Here is a 17,902-nt window from a genome sequence, read left to right on the forward strand (position 1 = left end):
ACGGCGGAATATCCGTCCATGATTTTTTTTAGAATGTTCGTTTTATTTTATGCCGTTCCCGATTCATAAAGAAGAGCAAAGAAGAATCCGGTTTTGTGGGAACTCACACAAACTCAGGCTCGGGTTACGGCGCCGGAACGAATTCTTTCGATGAGTCCGAGAGTTTCCGGTTCGGGGTCCACGCCGAGTTCTTTCTTCAGAGATTTTCGGAATTCTTCGTATTTGCGAAGAGCCTCGTTTTTGCGATCCAATTGAAGAAGAGCCTCGAAATGAAATCTCCAAGCGCGTTCATCCAAATCGTCCAAACGAATCCAACTTGCGGAATCTTCCAAAAGACCTTCCATTTCTCTGCGCTCGGAATCCTTCTCGCATAAGAATCGAAAGATTTCGATCAGACTTTTGCGTATGTATTCTCTTCTGATTTCGGATTCCGGAAAATAAAGATCGAATTCGAAAAAATCTCCGCGATAAAAGGCGCGCGCAAAACGGAATTCCTGAATCGCAAGTTCCATATCGCCTTTGCGAAGTGCCTTGGCCCCGCCCTCATAGTGTTTTTCAAAAAGTTGAAAGTCGGTTTGCACGAGATCCTGTCTGAAAAACAAACGATCTTCCGAGAACACAAGCGCCTCCGGATTTCCGATGATTCTCCGCAAACGAAAACAAAGCGCGTGCAAACTGTTGAGCGCATTCTTATCCGTCATTCCGGGCCAAAGAAGTTCGAGCAATTCCTCTCGATGGATTCCCTTTTCAAAACGGATGAGAAGAATTTTTACGAGTTTGAGCATTTTCTTTTTGCTGGAAATTTCGGTTTGAGGAATCCGAGTTCCTCCCCGTTCCAATTCCAAACCGCCGAGGGCACGGATAAAAATCTGATCCTTTTCGGAACCCGTTGGAGAAATCTTAGAATACGCGACGTGAATCTCCTCTTGTTTGCTTCTCGTTCCCTCGTTCCCGCTTCCCAGTTTGTCCGAAGAAAGATCGAATTCTTCGGGAGAAGTCAAAGCGTGCTTCAATTCTTCCCTGATTTCCCGTCCCGATTTGTTTAAGGTTAGGAATGAATCCACGGAAAACATAAGAATCAAAAAACTAAAATGAGAAGTGTACGGAAACGGAACGACGTCCATCGCGACGAGAATGTCCAAAAGAACGTTCGTGCAGAAGATGACCAAACCAATGAGAAGAAATAAATTTCGAAAAAGATTCCGAACGAACTGAGTGATTACCTTGAACAAGGTCCAGATGATCATCAGAATTCCGGACAAATAAAAATACTGAACGAGCAAGGGCTGATCGGTTTCGTAGATCACGATTCCGAGCGCGGGAAATTTCCGTTCGTGCGCCAATCCGATATGATACGAATTCGGATCCACCAAAATCACGGCGGACAATAACACATTCAAAAGAATGTAGAGATAAACAAAATCCTTACTGAAGATTCTTCGATAGCTGTTTACGAATAGAATCATAGTCATTCCGAAAATCGGAATGAATGCGTTTTCCAATCGCTCCCAAAGAAGTGCGTCTTGTGCGCTGGCCGCATTGATCGTTTTCGTAAAAAACAGTAAGTAAAACCCGTAAGAAACCTGTAAAAAGGCGAAATGTAGGAGATACACCTGCTTTCTATTCTTATAATATAGAAATAAGTGATGAAGCGTTCTATAAGCCAGTATAGTCGCGACCAAGTAGCAGGAGATCTGATAGAGCGTTATATTCATTGATTTTCAAATACCTTTTTATCTTACAAACGTTCAGTTAAATTGTGAATAAAAGCTCATGATTTTTTTATCAACCAAAATTCTTTCGCACGTATTAGAATGCAGAGAATCATGATTTTGAAATTAGTTTTTTAAAGCTAAGAGAGTTTTTTTAAGTAACGAAGAGGAGAAAAATCACTTTCATCTTGGTTGCACAAACCAGAACGGCCTGCAATTTTGCAGGCCCATATAACGAATAGAGTTCGTTTTGATTTTTAAGGACAAACGATCAACGAACTCGGATCACTTGCGGCCCCTCCTATAAATCTCATTCCGCCTAACATATACGGATCGGACGTATTCTCCGTCGCCAACGTGAAGAATTGAATCACGTTGCTTCTCGCGTTGATCGCGCACGCTGTGTTGTTCGTTGGATGTCTCAGCTTCGGAAAGTTGATCTGAGGAGGAAGCGGAACCTCTTTCAAGATGCTGTTGACAAGAGGAACGACGAGCGATGTGACTAATGGTTCGATCACGCTGTTGATTCCGTCCGGATCGAGTCCGAAAGGATTGTTCGCGATTCCTTCCAAAACTTCCACCGTATAATCCAGGTTCGTCGTGGATAGAACGACCTGAAGAGCATTCAAGTTTTGTAAATTAGGATCGTTGTTCGGATTGGAGAACGTGATAAACTTAAACTCCGCGTCCGCCGCCAAACTGATTCGAACGGCGCCTAACGTGTATGTGTATCCGTTCGGTCTAGTATCCGTTCCGCAATCCGTCAACTCGGCTCCCGTCAATCCGCTACAGCTCGCCGGTTTTTTCGCGACGATCTTCAACTGCATCTCCGTAAAATAAAGACGCAGTTTCGGAATCCCCGGTCCGGTCATCGGTTTGAATTTTACGCTCGGAGCCAGCACCGGTTCCATCACCATCTCGATATCGTCGTAGGGTTTTGCGGCCGGAGCGAGCGCGTTCAATCCGTTCAGTCCCTGTAGTTTTTCTCTCCCCGGCGCCAAGATCGTTATGATCGGAGAGGCTTTGAGTAAGGTTGTAGTCAATTGAAAGAGAGGATTTCCTCCCGAGTAACTGTTGATCGTTTCGATAAAACTTTTGTTCATCGTGATATCCAGTCCCCTTCTTTGCCAAAGATGAAACGCGGCCTGAGAGATCGTATCCGAATGTAAGGAAAGTAGAAATCCCGGATTCGCATTGCTTTGCGTAAATTGATACGTGGAAGGAAACGGAGTCGCCGGATTTCTTGTGATCACCATTCCGGTTTTTGCGGTTTGATTTCTCAAACCTCTTCCCTGCGGATCCACGTAGTTGCTCGAAAAGGAAAGATCCAAATTGCTGACAAGTCCCTTGTTGACCCCGTCGTGTTTGATTACGCTGTCCGTTCTCAGTTTCATCTTTACGGTCAAAGGAAAATTTCGAAGTGGATCGGGCAGATAACTCGGCAATTGAATCGTCACCCCGTCGTCTCGAAGCGCGCCCACGACAGAATTGAGAACGTTAGGCGCGATTCTTTGCACGATGTCCTTCAGCATATACTGCGTGATGATTCCTTTTACGTAAGGAACGGTTCCGCCCGCGAGATTCTGAACGGTTCCTCTTCCGATCAAGGGAACGAGAATGTTATCCACTCCTCCTTCGTTGGAAGCGATGTATTCCATCGGAGCGGTATACATAAAGTCCTTCGTATCTTCCGCTCCGGAATAGATTCCCATCGGAAGAAACGTCGGGTTGGACCAAGGAAGAACGAAGAAGTTATTCGTTACGGAATCGATGTCCGCATTGCTCGGATTCGTAGGAAACACCGTGTTGTTCACGGCAAACGGAGAACGTACGGACATGGATACGGTTCCGGTTCCGTCGACGGACAATAGGTTTCTCGCTCTCGCCATTCTCAAGGAAGGAGTTGTCAGATAGATGTTCGGAAGTTGATTGTTTCCTCCGTTCAAACCCTGGTCCACGTTCGGATCCCAATTCAAACGCGCCGTGGTTTTGAAATACATCAAAGTACCCGGAGAGATAAAGATCGTATACCAATCCTCGTATCTTGATACGATAAACAGATCCACTTCCACATAACGCGAACTCAAATCGAGTCCGAGTCCGGGCGCGGTGTTCGCGGTTCCCGGATTGACTCGAAGATCCGCGCCTATGTTTCCGAGCTGAGTTCCCGAAGCATTCTTTACAAAAGAAGGAAGTCTCATGTCGGTCACATAAACGTCCATCGTCATACTCGCCGCACCGAGCGAATCTTCGAGCGGGGCGTTATAACGACTGAATGGCGCGGCGGCTTTCGGCCATTTATCAAAGGCCCATTCTCCCTGATCCTCGGCGCCTTTGGGTTCGACAACGGATGTTGGATAGGTCGGATATGTGGAAGACGGAACCCAACAATATCCTCTTCCTTCGGCTCCGGGTTTCGCTCCGAGCACGGAAATAAATTGCTGATTTTTAAAATCGTCGATCTTATTCGTTCCGGGTGATCCGGATTGTCCGGGTCGAATACAAGCTTCTCCGATGTTCCATTGACCGTTATCATAGAATTTCTTTTTGGAATGATCGGGAAGTCCGATTAAAAATTCCTGAAACGTTCTAGGAGTTCCGTTGACGTCCTGAACCTTAAACGCTCCGGTCGTAAACTTCTGAATGACCTTTCCCAAAAAAGGCAACATCTGCGCCTCGTCCATCACGCCGTTCGATATGTTTGCGAGAAGATTGTTCGGGTTGTTTAGATTTCCGTAATTGAAGCTGAAGTATTTTTTATAAACGGGACCGAACTTCGTCTGAATCTCATAGTAATACGTATTCCCTCCGATCGTAGGCGCCAAAGCGGAGGTCGAAAGATTGATGCTGATCGGATTCATTGAACATGTGGAACCGGGAAGCGCGCTCGGACAAATTTTCACCGAGGATCCGCTTCCGCTTTTCTTGAGATAAATGGAATCTATATAATTCTCCCCTGCAACCGGAGTTTGAAACGCGGAGTTGACCGTGATGTTGGCGGACATATCGAGTGTAACGTCGTCCGTTCCGTTCAAGGCTTTATTCAAAGCGCCTTGAACGATGTTGTTGTTTAGGGAATAGTTCAATGTCGTTTTAAATTCCTGCGTATAAGGAATGAGAGGTTTGTTGGAAATCGTAAGCGCGTCTTGGCTGATATTGAGCGTGTATTTTTCTCCGGGTTTCAATTCCCGATACGGATTGAGAATCAACCTTTGTTCGCTGGCCCAGTAAAATTCCACTCCGATTCCGGGACCGGCAAGAGGTCCCGATGCTCCCGTCAACGTTATGCTCGCTTGAGTAAGAGCGCGGTTCATCGGTTTTGAAAATTGGATTTCCAGGTCCTTATAACGGTTTACGTTTTCGGTGGAATTGATAAACAGATACGCTTGCGGTCCCGCGTTTCCGAAATTGACGGGAAGTGTGGCGATATTGTTGTCCAAGTTATTGTAAGGAGGAATCACGGATGTGTTCGCTACCTCGCCTCCCGACGGACTTCCCAAATCGAAAAGCGCCATCAAGTCGAAGCCGGAATCTTTCTTTTTATCCGAACAATCGACGACAAACCAACATAGAAACAATGCGATTCCGATGAATTGAATTCTTTGAATTAGCATCTGAATTTCCTTCCTGTTTCACCCATTTCTCTTCAAAACAGGGAAAGAATACGGGGCATTGCCGATTTCGGACTTATCTAATACTTATATTTTGGATTTTTTTCGAATGTTCGAATAAAAAAGATTTTTTATAACAATCGTTCTTAAACAAAAAAACGCCGGTCGAAAATCGAACCGGCTTGGAAACTCTCCGCGCCGAGGATGCGATCCGCAACGCAAGAGATTGGCTTTTAGAGTTAGAGACTTAAGGTAGAATGTGGACTAACGACTGAAGATCGAAGTGAGATTCTCCCAATACGTTGTGGAATCTTCGTTCTTGTTGAATCGATCCCAGAATACGGTTCCGTCCGGAAACGGCTTTCTTCCCTTTTCCGTGATGTCCGCAAAAAGATTCATCAAAACCCCCGCGGTATAAAGAAGGGAACGATTTCCCGATCGGCTTTGAACCATATCGGAAACGGTCAATCGATCCAAGTCGTCGAAAATTTCCCGGATCGTATAAGGAGTGTTCATGTCGGTTTCGATGTAGCTGAAAAATTCTCCGGTTAAAGAAAGTCCCATCAAAACTCCGTTGATACACTTTCCATACGGAGCGGAGACTTGGATCAACGCAGGCGTGTCCGAGGTTAAAAGAGTCGTTACGAGAAAATCGCGGTTGCCCGACGCGTTTTGAAAAATCGAACCGAGAAGATTCAACAGATGAACGATTTCCTGAGAAGAAGGCGTGACGTCCAAAACCAGATCCATCGAAAAATCCAACATCGGTATGAGAGAATAAACGCTATCCCTGGAAAGATAATCCCGAATTCGAACCGCGACCACTCCCATATCGTCCCAAAGTGGATCGTATACGTTAGTCGGTCTTGAATCCGGATAAACCGCGAGATCGTTTCCTAACTTTTCCAAGTAGGTCTGTATGTTGAACTGAACCGCAGTCGGAGTTTCGGATGTGATTTTGATTTCGCCGCCGACCGCCGCAAGACCCGCAAAAAAAAGATCGCTTCCCGGTTGTCTGCTCGGTCTTCCCATTTCGGCGAGCATATGAACGAGGTTGGTCAAAAGTTTTGTTTTGGAAACGAGATTCAAAAGCCCGTCTTGGAATCCTCTTTCCTTTTCGATCAAGACGGACAAAGGACTTCGGATCGGTTCTTCCGTGATCGGATCGCTTTGACGAAACAGATATTCTTCCGGACCCGCAAAACGATTTCGAAAGTTTCCGTTCGACAAACCGGTTTTGAGGATCGTGATCGTTCTTCCTCCCGAATTGTTTTCGGCGTCCGCGGTTTGCGTCAACAATGGTCTTGTCAAAGCCGCGCTAAGTCCTGTCAAAAGTTGAAACGGATTTTTATTCGTGGAAGAATCGGATTGATCCGAAAGAGTTTTTGCAAGAGAAACGATCAAGGGAAGAATTTTATTTCTTTGCTCCCAGTGAGAATTTACCTGAGAAGGAGAAACCGAATCCGCAGTTAAAAACGAAAGTCTTTCCATAACGGGAAAATTGAATGCGAATACGGGAGGCAAAACTCCGTACTGGGAAGTCGGGGGATAAAAGATATTGTAAACGTTGGAATCGCCTAAGCTGTTGAAGGTGATCGGACTGTTTCCGCTCGTTCCGTAATCCCAAGCTTCCAAAAAGAACATACTGTCTCCGGGAAGTGAGGAAAAATTCTCCTCAAGAACCGGAGTTCCGGCCACTCTAAAATTCGGTTGTGTGGAAGAAGCGCATCCCGGTTTCCAAAGGGAACCCGAAAGATTCCACTTTCCGTTTTGTTTGGAAGAACACGCGCTTCCGTCCTGAAACTGAGGTTTGGCTCCCATCAAGCCTTTCAAACCGTTTGCGATCACGGTGACAAAGGCCGCCATCTTATACGGAACTCCGGGTCCCAAAGAAGCGCGCAAAGGAATCACCGCGACCATTCTTTTTTCGGAAAGAAGCCACTGAAAGTTTTTATAAAGCGCTTCTTCGTCCGTTTCCAAGGCGCGCTCCGAAGGAGTTTTCGAAATTTCCCAAACGGGAATGCTCCATCCTTTGGTTCCGCTCGCGTTGGTTCCCGAAGCGACTTGTGCAAACTGATTGTTCGTATAACTCGCGTTTGATTCTCTTCCGCCCGGTCCCACCCAACGACAAAGACTTCCGGCGGTGCAGGTTCCGCTTCCCGTATCCGAAACCTTGATTCTATAATCCGAAGTGGCCCAAGACGACTTATAGATCAGATCGTTTCCGTTGGAATCCATATACGGTTTTCCGTCGGCAGTATAAACGTTTCCGGAAGAATCCTTCCTGTTCTTATTGTAGTACGGACCTCCGCCGCCTAACACAACGTTTACGATCATTCTCATCATAAACGGAATCGTTTTTGTGAATACGGGATCGTTTGCCGAAGGAACCACGGAAGGATCGGGAGATTCCAAAAGAGCCAAGGTGGGAGTGTTGATTCCCATCGTAAACGGAGTCGGAGAAGCGGCGTCTCCGTTTCTATAAACGGCTCCGTCGTTTGCGCTTTGATTTAAGAACGCTTTGACTCCTAAGTTTCCTGTCATCGCGGAACCGAGCGCGTAGATGCTATCACCCACGGTCAAAACTCCGTTGGTCATCGGACCTCCGTTGACGGACCCGTTCGGTTCCAAACTCATGATCGTATTGTCGCTCGGATTCTCCCATCGAAACCCGTACGAATCGGCAAGCGTTAGGAGAAACATCAGATGTTCCAAGGCGGAAACCTTATATTCAAAACCGCCGTAAGCCCGATCCCTTCCGAGATAATCCAACCGAATCAATTCTCTCAAAGAGAAATCCACGTTTTCGACTTCGGTGGGAAAACCGAGATTGAATAAATTCTTACTCAGCTCTTTGCCCAAAAGAACGTTCGGATCCTTTGTATAAACCCCGCCTTTCGCAAGCATCGGCCTCAGATATCGAAAAACTTCCGTAAGAACGATCGAAAAATCGGAAGGATAGTTTGTATCCCTATAATCGGAGATGCTGCCCGAGTTATAAACGGCTCCGCCCGGTGTATAATACTTTTCTAAATTAACGATCAGATCCTTCAAAGCCGTATCCGAAGATTTAAAATCGCTGAAACCCGCTCTTTGTCCGAACGTGTTTCCGATTTCGGCGATCAAGTTGATCATCTGATTTTTCAAAACCCGATCCGCGCTCAACGTGGGATCGATCATTCCCTTGAGAATGGATTCCACGCCGCTTCTTGCGTTGGCATTTTGAACCAAGGATTTATGAAGAATCGTTTCCAAATCCTGGAACAATTCGATCATATCGGGATCTTTTAACGCGTTCGCCAATTCCTTGTATTTGGTTTCCGTATCCGCGGTGTTAAACGTGTTGTAAAGATAGATCAGAGCGCTCTGGCTGATGGGAGAAAGATTTCGAACGACCTTCCCCGGATATTGGCGGATTCTTTCCAGCCAGGGAAGAATTCCTTCAAACGCTCCCGAGGGTGCGTCTTTCAAACGATGGATGAGAACGTTCGCTTTGAGAAGAGATTCCCTCACCCTCGCTTCCGGTTTCAAAAGCATATCGGAGGAAACTCTTAAGAAACCCGTAATGTCCTTACGCGCCGGTTTTCGCATGGAACTGTCCAGACGAAGATTGAATTGTTCGGGTTGGAGACTTTGAAAACCCGCTTTTAAGGAAGGATATTCGTCGAGAAGATTGAAAAGCCGCAGACTTCCGTCGTTGGTGATATTATCGTAAAAAGTAAGAGCGTTGAATTTCTGATCGTCCGGTTTACAAGAGAGAAGTTCGAACGCAATCCAAACGACCGCGATCCATTTCCAAGCGAATCCTTTCATTTCCAATTCTCCATTTCAAATCCGAAGGGAAAGAATACGGAGTCGGGATACAGCCCACTTATTGCCGGCTTATATTCGGGAGGATTCGTGAAATTTTTTAAAAAAAGGGAAACTACAATGCTTCAAAAGAGGAGCAATTGCTCGCATATCTATGCGACATAGAACAAATTTGCCATGTTGCCCCCGTTTTCCCTACGGTCGTTTCGGTTTTTCAGACAGCGAATTCGTAAAATATGAGATTTTCTTGACAATTTTTTGACTATGATTACCTTAAGCGCGACTGGAATTTTTAGCTGCCTTTTCCCGGGTCAGTTGAGAACTTTTGAACAATAGAGCAACCAGGAAAGGTCCTTTCTCTCCCGAATCCCGCTGATTGGAATGGTCTCGCCTTAGCTTCTATTTTGTTTTAGAAGCCAGTAATTTTTTGTAAGGACCCTTTCTCATGAACATTTATATAGGCAACCTCGCCTATCAGGCAACCGAAGACGATCTTCGTAAGGCTTTCGAGTCTTTTGGAGAAGTAACCTCTGTACGCATCATCACCGATAAACTTTCCGGCAAATCCCGGGGATTAGCATTTGTGGAAATGGCGAACAAGGATGAAGGAAACGCAGCGATTGACGGCTTAAACGGAACACAAATCCGTGGAAGAGAAATCAAAGTAAACGAAGCCCTTCCTAAAAAACCTTTCCCAGAAAAATCTAGATCCAGATATTGATCTTTCTTTAAGGGAGGAAGGCGTTCGCTTTTCTCCCTTGACAGAACTCTCTTAGCCCTGTAGCGTTCGCTATTGTGTTCGCTCAGGTCTTATTCTCCTCTCCCACATCGCTTTTTCTTCCTCACTGGATGAGTTCCTTATTTTATTGGATGGGAGTTTTCGGTTCTGCTCTGGGATGTTAGATGTTTCTGGGTCAGATCGTTCTTCCGAATAAGGTCCGGTTGAATTATCTTTTAGGCGTTCTCTTTTTAGGAATGTCCATTCTTCAAGGAAGTTCGATCTCGATTCTTTCCTTTTCCGCTTCGTTTTTATCCTGGTTGATTCTGCTTCATATCCCGGCTCTCTATTCCGTCGGTCCCGTTTTATACGGTATTTATAAGGTAAGCACGGGAGAATCGTTTCTCGAATCCGCAAAGGAAAGAATTCTTCACGCCATTCTTCCTTTAACGGGGGCGTTTCTTTATTTTGGAATTTTATTTTTTCCCGGAAACGTTCCCGAAACGATCCGTAGATCGTTTTCGGAAAAGATTTTTCCAAGTCCTTTGGATTGGGTTTTACTTCCCGCGGTGATCGGAATCGCGTTTTACGTTTTTCTGGTTTTAAAAAGTTCGAGAGATCTTTGGAGATGGGAGGTTTGGAAAGCCGAACCGACCGCGAGAATTCTTTCCTTTTTAGCGGCGACTTCCCTCTTTCATCTTACGCTCGGCGCATTCTTTTTTATCACGAAGATTCCGGACTTTTTGATTCTTACTTCCGGAGGAATGGGCCTCGCTCTTTGCGCTGCGTATTTGATCGGTCATAGAAACCCGCGCTTCTTTCAAAAACTTCAGGAAGTAACGCAGGCCACGCGGGAAAAATATGCGCGTTCTCTTTTGGTCGGGATCGATCGCGCGACCTTAAAGGAAAATCTGATTCATCTTATGGAAAAGGATTTTTTATACAGGGAAGAAGATCTGGGACTCGGAGATCTCGCCGACGAACTCGCTCTTTCCACACATCAGGTTTCCGAGTTTCTCAATCAGGAATTGGGAAAGAATTTTTCCGTCTTTGTAAACGATTACAGGGTCGCCGAAGCCCGCAGTCTTTTGACTTCCGAACCGGATAAGAGTATTTTGGATATCGCCTATTCCGTCGGTTTTAGAACCAAGTCCTCGTTCAACCGGGCGTTTCAAAAACATACCGGAATTACTCCGAGCGAATACCGCGCGAACTCGGCGCAATTTATCGATTCGGTCGCCGGACCGCGTCGGAATCGATAGAATAGGACGACCGAATCCGGAAAAGGGATTAGAATCCGTTCCATCAAGAGAATTGGAAAGGAGTCGATATGAGCGCTCTTCTATTAGCGAAAAATGAAATTCTTCCGAGCAGAAAGCCAAAGAAATGGCAAACCCTGGCGACTCGGGAAAAAAACGTAAAGATCATGCGTTGGATTCGTTTTAGGGAAAAGAATTTAAGAAAAAAATTTCCGATCCTAAACAGACAGAATCTTTTAGGCGCCTCGATCACCTTCGGTTCCGCGGGAATGATGATCGTCACCGCGGGTCTTTATATCGCGGGAATCATTCCGGCTTGGGCCGCAATCGTGTCTAACGCGATCTTTGCTTCCCTTCTTCACGAGATCGAACACGATACGATTCACAATCTTTACTTCAAGGACGATACAAAGATGCAGGATCTTTTGTTCTGGACCGTTTGGATCTTTCGGGGAAACACCGTAAGTCCTTGGTATCGAAGAATGATTCACACCTTACATCACAAGGTTTCCGGTCATAAGGACGATATCGAAGAACGTCTAATCGGCAACGGTATGAAGGCGGGTCTGGTTCGTTTTTTTGCGATGATCGATGGAAACGTTTCCGCGATTCTTAACTTTAGAAAACTCGTCAAAGACGCGCCTAAGTTTAAAAGAAAGGAGATCGTTTCGGAAAGCTGGCCTTGGCTCGTGATCTACTACACTCTTTGGTACAACTTTTTAGGTTTGAATCTGATCCACTACGGAAATTTATTTCTTGGTTCGCCTGTTCAGCTTCCCTTTCCCGAATTTCTGGAATCGGCGCGGACTTTTTTAAACACGGCCGCGGTGGTTTATATGTTGCCGAATTGGATCCGTCAATCCAGCATTCAGATCGTTTCGTCCAACATGCACTACTACGGAGACGTAAAAGGAATCCACGAACAAACCCAGGTCCTGAACTCTTGGCTCCTCGCTCCTTTGCATCTTTTCTGTTTCAACTTCGGAAGCACTCACGGAATCCATCACTTCGTCGTCAATCAACCGTTTTACATCCGTCAGATGGTGGCGCCTTTCGTTCACCCCGCGATGAAACGTTATGGAATTCGGTTTAACGATTTTGAAAGTATGCTTCGGGCCAATCGTTACAACGCGGAAATTCCGCAGACGGAACAACGCATCGCTTGATCTGAATTCTACCTTCTCTTTCTTCGATTCCGATTTCAAACGCGAAAAGAAAGAGAAGGTATTTTACAGTTTCGTAAAAAGATTCGTTCTTTTTCGGATTCGTTTTCCTTTAAAAAAATCAATTTTGTTTTCCAGGAACGGGGTTTATCGTCTTTTGGTTTGAGAGAAACCCATGTCCTCCGATTCGAAAACAAAGATATTTCTGGAATTCCAATTCGCAATGATTCTCATCAGCGGAAACATACTCTTCGCCAAACTGATCGACGAAAGCGTATGGATGATCACTTTCGGCAGAACGGTTTTTGCAAGCGCCGGTCTTTTTCTCTTTCTGAAATGGAGGGACAAACCCGTTTTGTTTCCGAGCTCTTCGGAAAACGGAGCGGCCATCGGAGGCGGAATTCTACTCGCGATCCATTGGGTTTTGTTCTTTGCTTCCGCGCGGCTCGCCTCTCCCGCGATCGCCGTTCTTACCTTGTTCACCCATCCGGTGATCACCGTTTTTATCGAACCGATCTACTTTCCTTCCAAACTGAGATTACGGGACGTTTCACTCGCGTTTTTGGTATTGATCGGAGTCGGGATCTTGATTCCAGAATTCAAACCGGGCAACGATTTCTTTTGGGGAATCGTTGCGGGTTCATTGTCCGCGGTTTCGTTTTCGTTTCGAAATCTGCTCAGTAAAAAATTTCTTTCTCACCATGGAAGCGCGCAGGTCATGTGTCTTCAATCCTTCGCGGCGGTTTTCGTTTTGGTCCCTGTATGTTATTGGGAAAACATTCCCACATCGACCAAATCCTTAGGACTTATCTTTTTACTCGGAAGTTTTTTCACCGCGTTCGCGCATACGTTGTATATCAAATCCATGTTTCAACTCAAACTCAAAACCGCGGGAATTCTTTCGAGCATACAACCCGTGTATTCCATTCTACTCGCGTGGATCTTGTTGGGAGATATTCCGGGTTATAGGGAAGTCGTCGGAGGAGTTTTGATCTTGGTCGCGGGCACCTTGGAAACGATTCGGTTCGGCAAGGAAGAATAAAACATGAAACTGAATCTGGCGCTCATCGATTCGAGCGCCCCTTTCTTTGTCAAAGCTCCCGGAAAATCGCAGAACTGGTCCAAGGCGCCGATCGCACTTCTGGAAAAAAACAGGCAATTCAAAAAGAAAACCCACAAAAGAATCCGCGAGAATTTCGATTCCTACGTTAAACGAATCAGCTCGCTCGGTTACAACGCGATCACGATCGACGAACTTTCCTTCGTCTCGGATTTTTCCTTTTATCCCGATCCGCTTAGAAACAAAATAGAATCGTATCGAAAATCATATCGCAAACTTTTTAGAACGGCGCGTAAAAGCGGACTCAAGGTTTTTATCACGAGCGATTTTATGTTCTTCAATTCTTACATCGAGGAACACACAAAGGGAGAATTCGATCGTGTGTCCGAACTGTTCGCCGAATGTCTGGAAAAACTTTTTACGGACTTTGAAAACGTGGACGGGATCGTTCTTCGTATCGGAGAATCGGACGGGGTCGACGTCGAAGGGGATTTTCGAAGCAGACTTTTTCTAAAAACCCCCGAGGACGCGAACCGGTTTTTAAAAAGAATTCTCTCCATCTTCGAAAAACATTCTAAAACTCTAATATTCAGAACCTGGACCATCGGGGCGTATCCGATCGGAGATCTGATCTGGAATCAAAAAACATACGAAACGGTTTTCGATGGAATTCCTTCCAAGAACATCATCGTTTCCATGAAATACGGAGAAGGAGATTTTTTCCGATATCTTTCGATCAATTCCCTATTCTTCAGGGACGATCTTCCCAAACTCGTCGAGTTCCAGGCGAGGAGGGAATACGAGGGGTTCGGAGAATATCCTTCCTTTGTGGGTTGGCAATATCTCGCGTATAAAAAGGAACTCAAAAAAGCCAAGAACCTCGTAGGGTTCAGCGTTTGGTGCCAAACGGGGGGCTGGTCCTCGTTTAAGAATATTACGTTTTTAAAGAACACTTCCTATTGGAACGAGCTGAACACATTCGTTTGCATCGGGCTTTTTAAAAGGGATTGGAGCGTAAAAAAAAGTCTGAGAAAATTCTTCGGAAAAAAGGGACTCCAAGAGTTCGTCCGTTTTCTAAAACTCTCCGATTCCGTGATCGAAAATCTTTTATACGACCCTTCGTTCAGCGATCTTCCGTTGTATATCCATCGGGTCAGGATTCCTCCCCTGCTCCATATCACTTGGGACAGGGTAACGGTCAGCGATCATTTCCGAATCCTATATGCAGGTTTCTGCAAGAACCCCGAGGAATCGGTACGTCGGGGATATCGGGCGATCGAGGACCTAAAGGAAATGGGAAGAATTTCGAAACGGCTCGATCTTCCGTATAATTTCCGGTTTCAATATGAAACCTTTCAGTTGTTCGCGTTTTGCAGGGAACTGATCTATCTTCCCGATCCGGAACGGGAACAATATCTTCTCGAAGAGACCATTCATCTTTGGAATCTTTACTCCGAAAATTATCCGGACGCGTATAAGTTTAGAATTCTTCCCCGAAGAAGAATCCCCGGGCTTATGTCCAAACTTCTGTTGAAGTTATTCGTCCGAAAAAGAAAGAACATAAGACTGACGGACCGCATTCTCTTTCATCCTTTTATGAGACGTTTCTACTTATTTTTGTATCAGAGAATTCGGTCCAAGCTCCCTTCCTTTATCAATCAACAGGCCATGCCGGTCTCGGAGCTTTTGAAATAGAATAGAGTTTGACAGATTACGGCTCGGTTCATAAAATTTTGACCATGTTTGTAAGTGAAAACGATTTTATTTCGTATTCAAAAAATATGATGAGATTTTTTCTAAGATACTCTTTCTGCGGAGTTATGTTCCTTTGCGTGTTCGTTCAATGTTCGTACGGAGACAAAAAGATGGCGCCTAACGAGTCCGCAAGCGGCGCAGGACGCTCCGCCTATTCGGATGAGAATGAAAGAAATGCGGAAGAGGAACAGACCACGACCGCAAGCAGATCCGCGTCCGGCGCAACCGCCGACCCGACTCGGGGTTGTATTCAAGGAGATTGTGTCTCGGGAACGGGGACCTATGTCTACGACAACGACGACGAGTATAGAGGCGGTTTCCTAAACGATCTGAGAAACGGATCGGGAAGAATCAAATACAAAAACGGGGATCGATTCGAAGGAACCTTCAAGGACGACCTGAAGGACGGAAAAGGAACTTATATCTTTAAGAACGGGGCCATGCTCGAAGGAACGTTCGAAATGGGAAAGATGAACGGCCCCGGAAAGGTTCGTTTCCCCGATACGAGCGTGTATGAGGGAGAATTCCAAGACGAAAAGAATTCAAGCGAAGGGGTCTTGTTCTCCGCTTTCGATCATTCCAAAAAACACTGTAGGATCGAAAACAAGATCGTTCTTTGCGGCGGTCCGGTCGCTGAATCCGGAGATATCAAACCTCTTCACTGAGATTCACTAAAGAAAACGATCCCGTAAGAATTTCGGCTCGCTGGTTGTCTAATCCTCTTGCGAGCCGGTTCCGATTCCTTTTTGATAGAGTCGAATTCTCTCCTCGTCCATCCCCACAAGAATATGAGTGATTCTTAATTCTTTTGCCAAAGCCTCTCCGCCCGTTCGGAGCTCCACGACCCGATACCAGATTTCCTTCGGAGGAATCAAAAACGCGTGGTTGATACAAAGACATTTGAACTTAAACCCGAGCGAACCTTCTGCGGGAAGCATGGAATGCGGAGACGCAAAAAAATAAAAATCCCGATCCGTAGTATTCTTCACCACAAGAACGAATCTTTTTTTAGAACCGGGTTTTAGATAGAGATCGTTCCCTTCGATCGGCGCGGAAACGGGGGCCTCGGACAAATCCTTTACGGAACCCGTGGCCCAAAGATCCACGGGTCTTTGGGAAGCTCCTTCATAGAGTTCCATTTCCAAGGGAAAACTTTTTTTCTCCCAGAGAACGCTGACTCGAATCAATCGGTTCGGATCGGAGGAAATCGGCTCGAGTCCCTCCGAAGTCGAATCGGAATTCCCCTTTTTACAAACCAAAAGTATAAAAGATAAAAGGAATATTCCGATTCCGTAATAGATCCTTTTCACTCGAGGGTCATCTCCAAGGCTTTAAAATCCAGCTTTCTACTCGGGCTCGTGTTCTGGACATATACGTTTCCGTTCAACTTTTTGATGGTGATAAAATCCTGAAAGATGATTTCCTTTTTGTCCGGATCGTTGTCCGCCATGTTGCAATCCCGACCGCAACCGTTGCAATCCATATCCCCGTAACTTTCGACGAACGAGGAAGAATACTTACGCATATAACCGAAGACCCGAAGTTTTAAAGAATCCGCGGAAGATTCCTTGACCTCGTAGTTTCCGATCGCGTAGAACTTACTCGACTTATGCAACATTCCCGAATCCATTCCGCTTTGATCCTGAGTGTTTCCTTCCATAAAAAAAGAACCGTCGGAACGCATTCTCAACGACCAATCCGAGGAAACCCTTTGGCCTTCCGATTCTTCCGCGGCGGGCGCGGCCGTTTCGGATGACGCGATATTCTCCGTACTCTGAATTTCCGCGGGAAGTTCGGAAACCTCGGAGCCTCTCAAACCGTGATTTAAAATTCCGTCCAAATCGGGAGGAGTAAACTGAAGATGATTGGACCTAGCGATGCTCTGCGATCTGCTGATCGGATTGATCAAAACCCAATTCTTATCCTTGCCGAAACGGATTTCGCTCAACACGAAACCTTTATACATTTTTCCGGCGTAGATATCGTCCACGGTCAAACGAAGAGAAGTTCCCTCGAAAGGTTTTTCCAATGCGATTTCCTGAGGACCCAAAACGTCCTGGAGTTGAATCTTCTGAGAATAGCCGTTGTCTCCGGTCAAGGTCGCGGTCTTCAATCTTCCGTTCGAATAACAGTGTTGATCCGATCTTTGATAACCGTTCCAAATTTTGATCGTGTCGAACTTTTGCGGTTCGTTGAATTTAAAATTTAATACGACACCCTTTCCCTTTTTATCCGAAGCCCAAGCGTATTCGTAACGGGAATCGAAAAGATTCATCACGTCGTAGGATTGAACCGGGTTCGCGGTTTCGGAAGCGGTCGCGGAACCTTCGACGATCTTCGGAAGTTTTAAGGAGAATTGTTTTTCTCTTTCGTCATAAAAACGAATCTCGCCGATACAAAGTTCCTTGTTCTTACGAAAGTTGATCGTTACGGATCTTGCATATACGGGTTTTTCAAAATTGACCGAAGCCTTTTTGCCGGAAAGATCCGCGGCCGCGCTGAACTCGTCGAAGTTGATATAGGCTGTGACCGCGTCGCTGAATTCTCCCTTACAAGAATCGACTTCCACCTTCTTGAGTTGAAACCCTTCGTCCGGATAAAAATGAAGTTTTACGAACTCGGCCCCGTCTTCGGGTTTCCAACTTCCGCCACCGAGAGCGGCGAACGCGAGTTTGTCGCTTAAGGAAGTGGACGTCGCCATGGAAACGCTGAGTTCTTTTTTACAATTTTGAAAACTCAAAACCACGAAAGAAAGAAGGAACAAACAACGCAAAGAACGGTTCATCGATTGGATTCTCCAGGAAAGAATTTTCA

At 45.7% G+C, this 17,902-nt stretch carries 11 protein-coding genes and 1 pseudogene; 6 read left to right on the forward strand and 6 right to left on the reverse strand.

Translation table 11 applies throughout. The features are described from left to right. Positions 1 to 113 precede the first annotated feature (113 nt). The 4 genes and pseudogenes from LEP1GSC052_RS06770 to LEP1GSC052_RS21790 form a co-directional block, all read right to left on the reverse strand. Complete coding sequence (locus LEP1GSC052_RS06770; RefSeq protein ID WP_040912890.1) at positions 114 to 1,715, reverse strand: BTAD domain-containing putative transcriptional regulator; 1,602 nt, start codon at positions 1,713 to 1,715, stop codon at positions 114 to 116. A gap of 254 nt (positions 1,716 to 1,969) precedes the next feature. Next, entirely contained in the window at positions 1,970 to 5,326 is a 3,357-nt protein-coding gene (locus LEP1GSC052_RS06775; protein ID WP_020986122.1) for an Ig-like domain-containing domain, read from the reverse strand. Positions 5,327 to 5,587: 261 nt separating this feature from the next. Further along, a complete protein-coding gene (locus LEP1GSC052_RS06780; protein WP_020986756.1) occupies positions 5,588 to 9,136 on the reverse strand; it encodes a hypothetical protein in 3,549 nt (1,182 codons plus the stop codon). A gap of 192 nt (positions 9,137 to 9,328) precedes the next feature. Beyond that, positions 9,329 to 9,536 (reverse strand): annotated as a pseudogene (locus LEP1GSC052_RS21790) (hypothetical protein). A 42-nt stretch (positions 9,537 to 9,578) separates the two neighbouring features. Here LEP1GSC052_RS21790 and LEP1GSC052_RS06785 point away from each other — a divergent pair. The 6 genes from LEP1GSC052_RS06785 to LEP1GSC052_RS06810 all read left to right on the forward strand — a co-directional run bounded on the left by LEP1GSC052_RS06785 (position 9,579) and on the right by LEP1GSC052_RS06810 (position 15,753). Beyond that, complete coding sequence (locus LEP1GSC052_RS06785) at positions 9,579 to 9,854, forward strand: RNA recognition motif domain-containing protein (RefSeq protein ID WP_002152104.1); 276 nt, start codon at positions 9,579 to 9,581, stop codon at positions 9,852 to 9,854. 182 nt (positions 9,855 to 10,036) lie between these two features. Continuing rightward, positions 10,037 to 11,113, forward strand: a complete 1,077-nt coding sequence (locus tag LEP1GSC052_RS06790) for an AraC family transcriptional regulator (protein ID WP_010575046.1) — start codon at positions 10,037 to 10,039, stop codon at positions 11,111 to 11,113. Between the two features lie 68 nt (positions 11,114 to 11,181). Continuing rightward, on the forward strand, positions 11,182 to 12,276 hold the full coding sequence (locus LEP1GSC052_RS06795) for a fatty acid desaturase (RefSeq protein WP_010575047.1): 1,095 nt from the start codon (positions 11,182 to 11,184) through the stop codon (positions 12,274 to 12,276). 220 nt (positions 12,277 to 12,496) lie between these two features. After that, the gene (locus LEP1GSC052_RS06800; protein WP_244265271.1) at positions 12,497 to 13,315 is read left to right on the forward strand and encodes a DMT family transporter; all 819 of its coding nucleotides are present in this window, start codon (positions 12,497 to 12,499) and stop codon (positions 13,313 to 13,315) included. Between the two features lie 3 nt (positions 13,316 to 13,318). Further along, entirely contained in the window at positions 13,319 to 15,028 is a 1,710-nt protein-coding gene (locus LEP1GSC052_RS06805) for a hypothetical protein (RefSeq protein ID WP_010575049.1), read from the forward strand. A gap of 44 nt (positions 15,029 to 15,072) precedes the next feature. After that, complete coding sequence (locus LEP1GSC052_RS06810; protein WP_084492262.1) at positions 15,073 to 15,753, forward strand: MORN repeat-containing protein; 681 nt, start codon at positions 15,073 to 15,075, stop codon at positions 15,751 to 15,753. 48 nt (positions 15,754 to 15,801) lie between these two features. On the opposite strand, the gene lsa20 is transcribed toward LEP1GSC052_RS06810, so the two are convergent. Both lsa20 and LEP1GSC052_RS06820 read right to left on the reverse strand, forming a co-directional pair. Then, complete coding sequence (gene lsa20 / locus LEP1GSC052_RS06815) at positions 15,802 to 16,398, reverse strand: LIC11469 family lipoprotein adhesin Lsa20 (protein WP_010575051.1); 597 nt, start codon at positions 16,396 to 16,398, stop codon at positions 15,802 to 15,804. After that, positions 16,395 to 17,873, reverse strand: coding sequence for an NADase-type glycan-binding domain-containing protein (locus tag LEP1GSC052_RS06820; RefSeq protein ID WP_040913335.1), 1,479 nt, complete (start codon positions 17,871 to 17,873; stop codon positions 16,395 to 16,397). The genes lsa20 and LEP1GSC052_RS06820 overlap by 4 nt, the downstream gene beginning before the upstream one ends. Positions 17,874 to 17,902 lie beyond the last annotated feature (29 nt).

Source organism: Leptospira kmetyi serovar Malaysia str. Bejo-Iso9 (assembly GCF_000243735.2).
GTDB lineage: Bacteria > Spirochaetota > Leptospiria > Leptospirales > Leptospiraceae > Leptospira > Leptospira kmetyi.

Excerpts from the sequence above, each read along its gene's own strand:
- LEP1GSC052_RS06770 (WP_040912890.1), bottom strand. The coding sequence starts at position 1,715 with ATGAATATAACGCTCTATCAGATCTCCTGCTACTTGGTCGCGACTATA.
- LEP1GSC052_RS06775 (WP_020986122.1), bottom strand. The coding sequence starts at position 5,326 with ATGCTAATTCAAAGAATTCAATTCATCGGAATCGCATTGTTTCTATGT.
- LEP1GSC052_RS06780 (WP_020986756.1), bottom strand. The coding sequence starts at position 9,136 with ATGAAAGGATTCGCTTGGAAATGGATCGCGGTCGTTTGGATTGCGTTC.
- LEP1GSC052_RS06785 (WP_002152104.1), top strand. The coding sequence starts at position 9,579 with ATGAACATTTATATAGGCAACCTCGCCTATCAGGCAACCGAAGACGAT.
- LEP1GSC052_RS06790 (WP_010575046.1), top strand. The coding sequence starts at position 10,037 with ATGTTTCTGGGTCAGATCGTTCTTCCGAATAAGGTCCGGTTGAATTAT.
- LEP1GSC052_RS06795 (WP_010575047.1), top strand. The coding sequence starts at position 11,182 with ATGAGCGCTCTTCTATTAGCGAAAAATGAAATTCTTCCGAGCAGAAAG.
- LEP1GSC052_RS06800 (WP_244265271.1), top strand. The coding sequence starts at position 12,497 with ATGATTCTCATCAGCGGAAACATACTCTTCGCCAAACTGATCGACGAA.
- LEP1GSC052_RS06805 (WP_010575049.1), top strand. The coding sequence starts at position 13,319 with ATGAAACTGAATCTGGCGCTCATCGATTCGAGCGCCCCTTTCTTTGTC.
- LEP1GSC052_RS06810 (WP_084492262.1), top strand. The coding sequence starts at position 15,073 with ATGTTTGTAAGTGAAAACGATTTTATTTCGTATTCAAAAAATATGATG.
- LEP1GSC052_RS06820 (WP_040913335.1), bottom strand. The coding sequence starts at position 17,873 with ATGAACCGTTCTTTGCGTTGTTTGTTCCTTCTTTCTTTCGTGGTTTTG.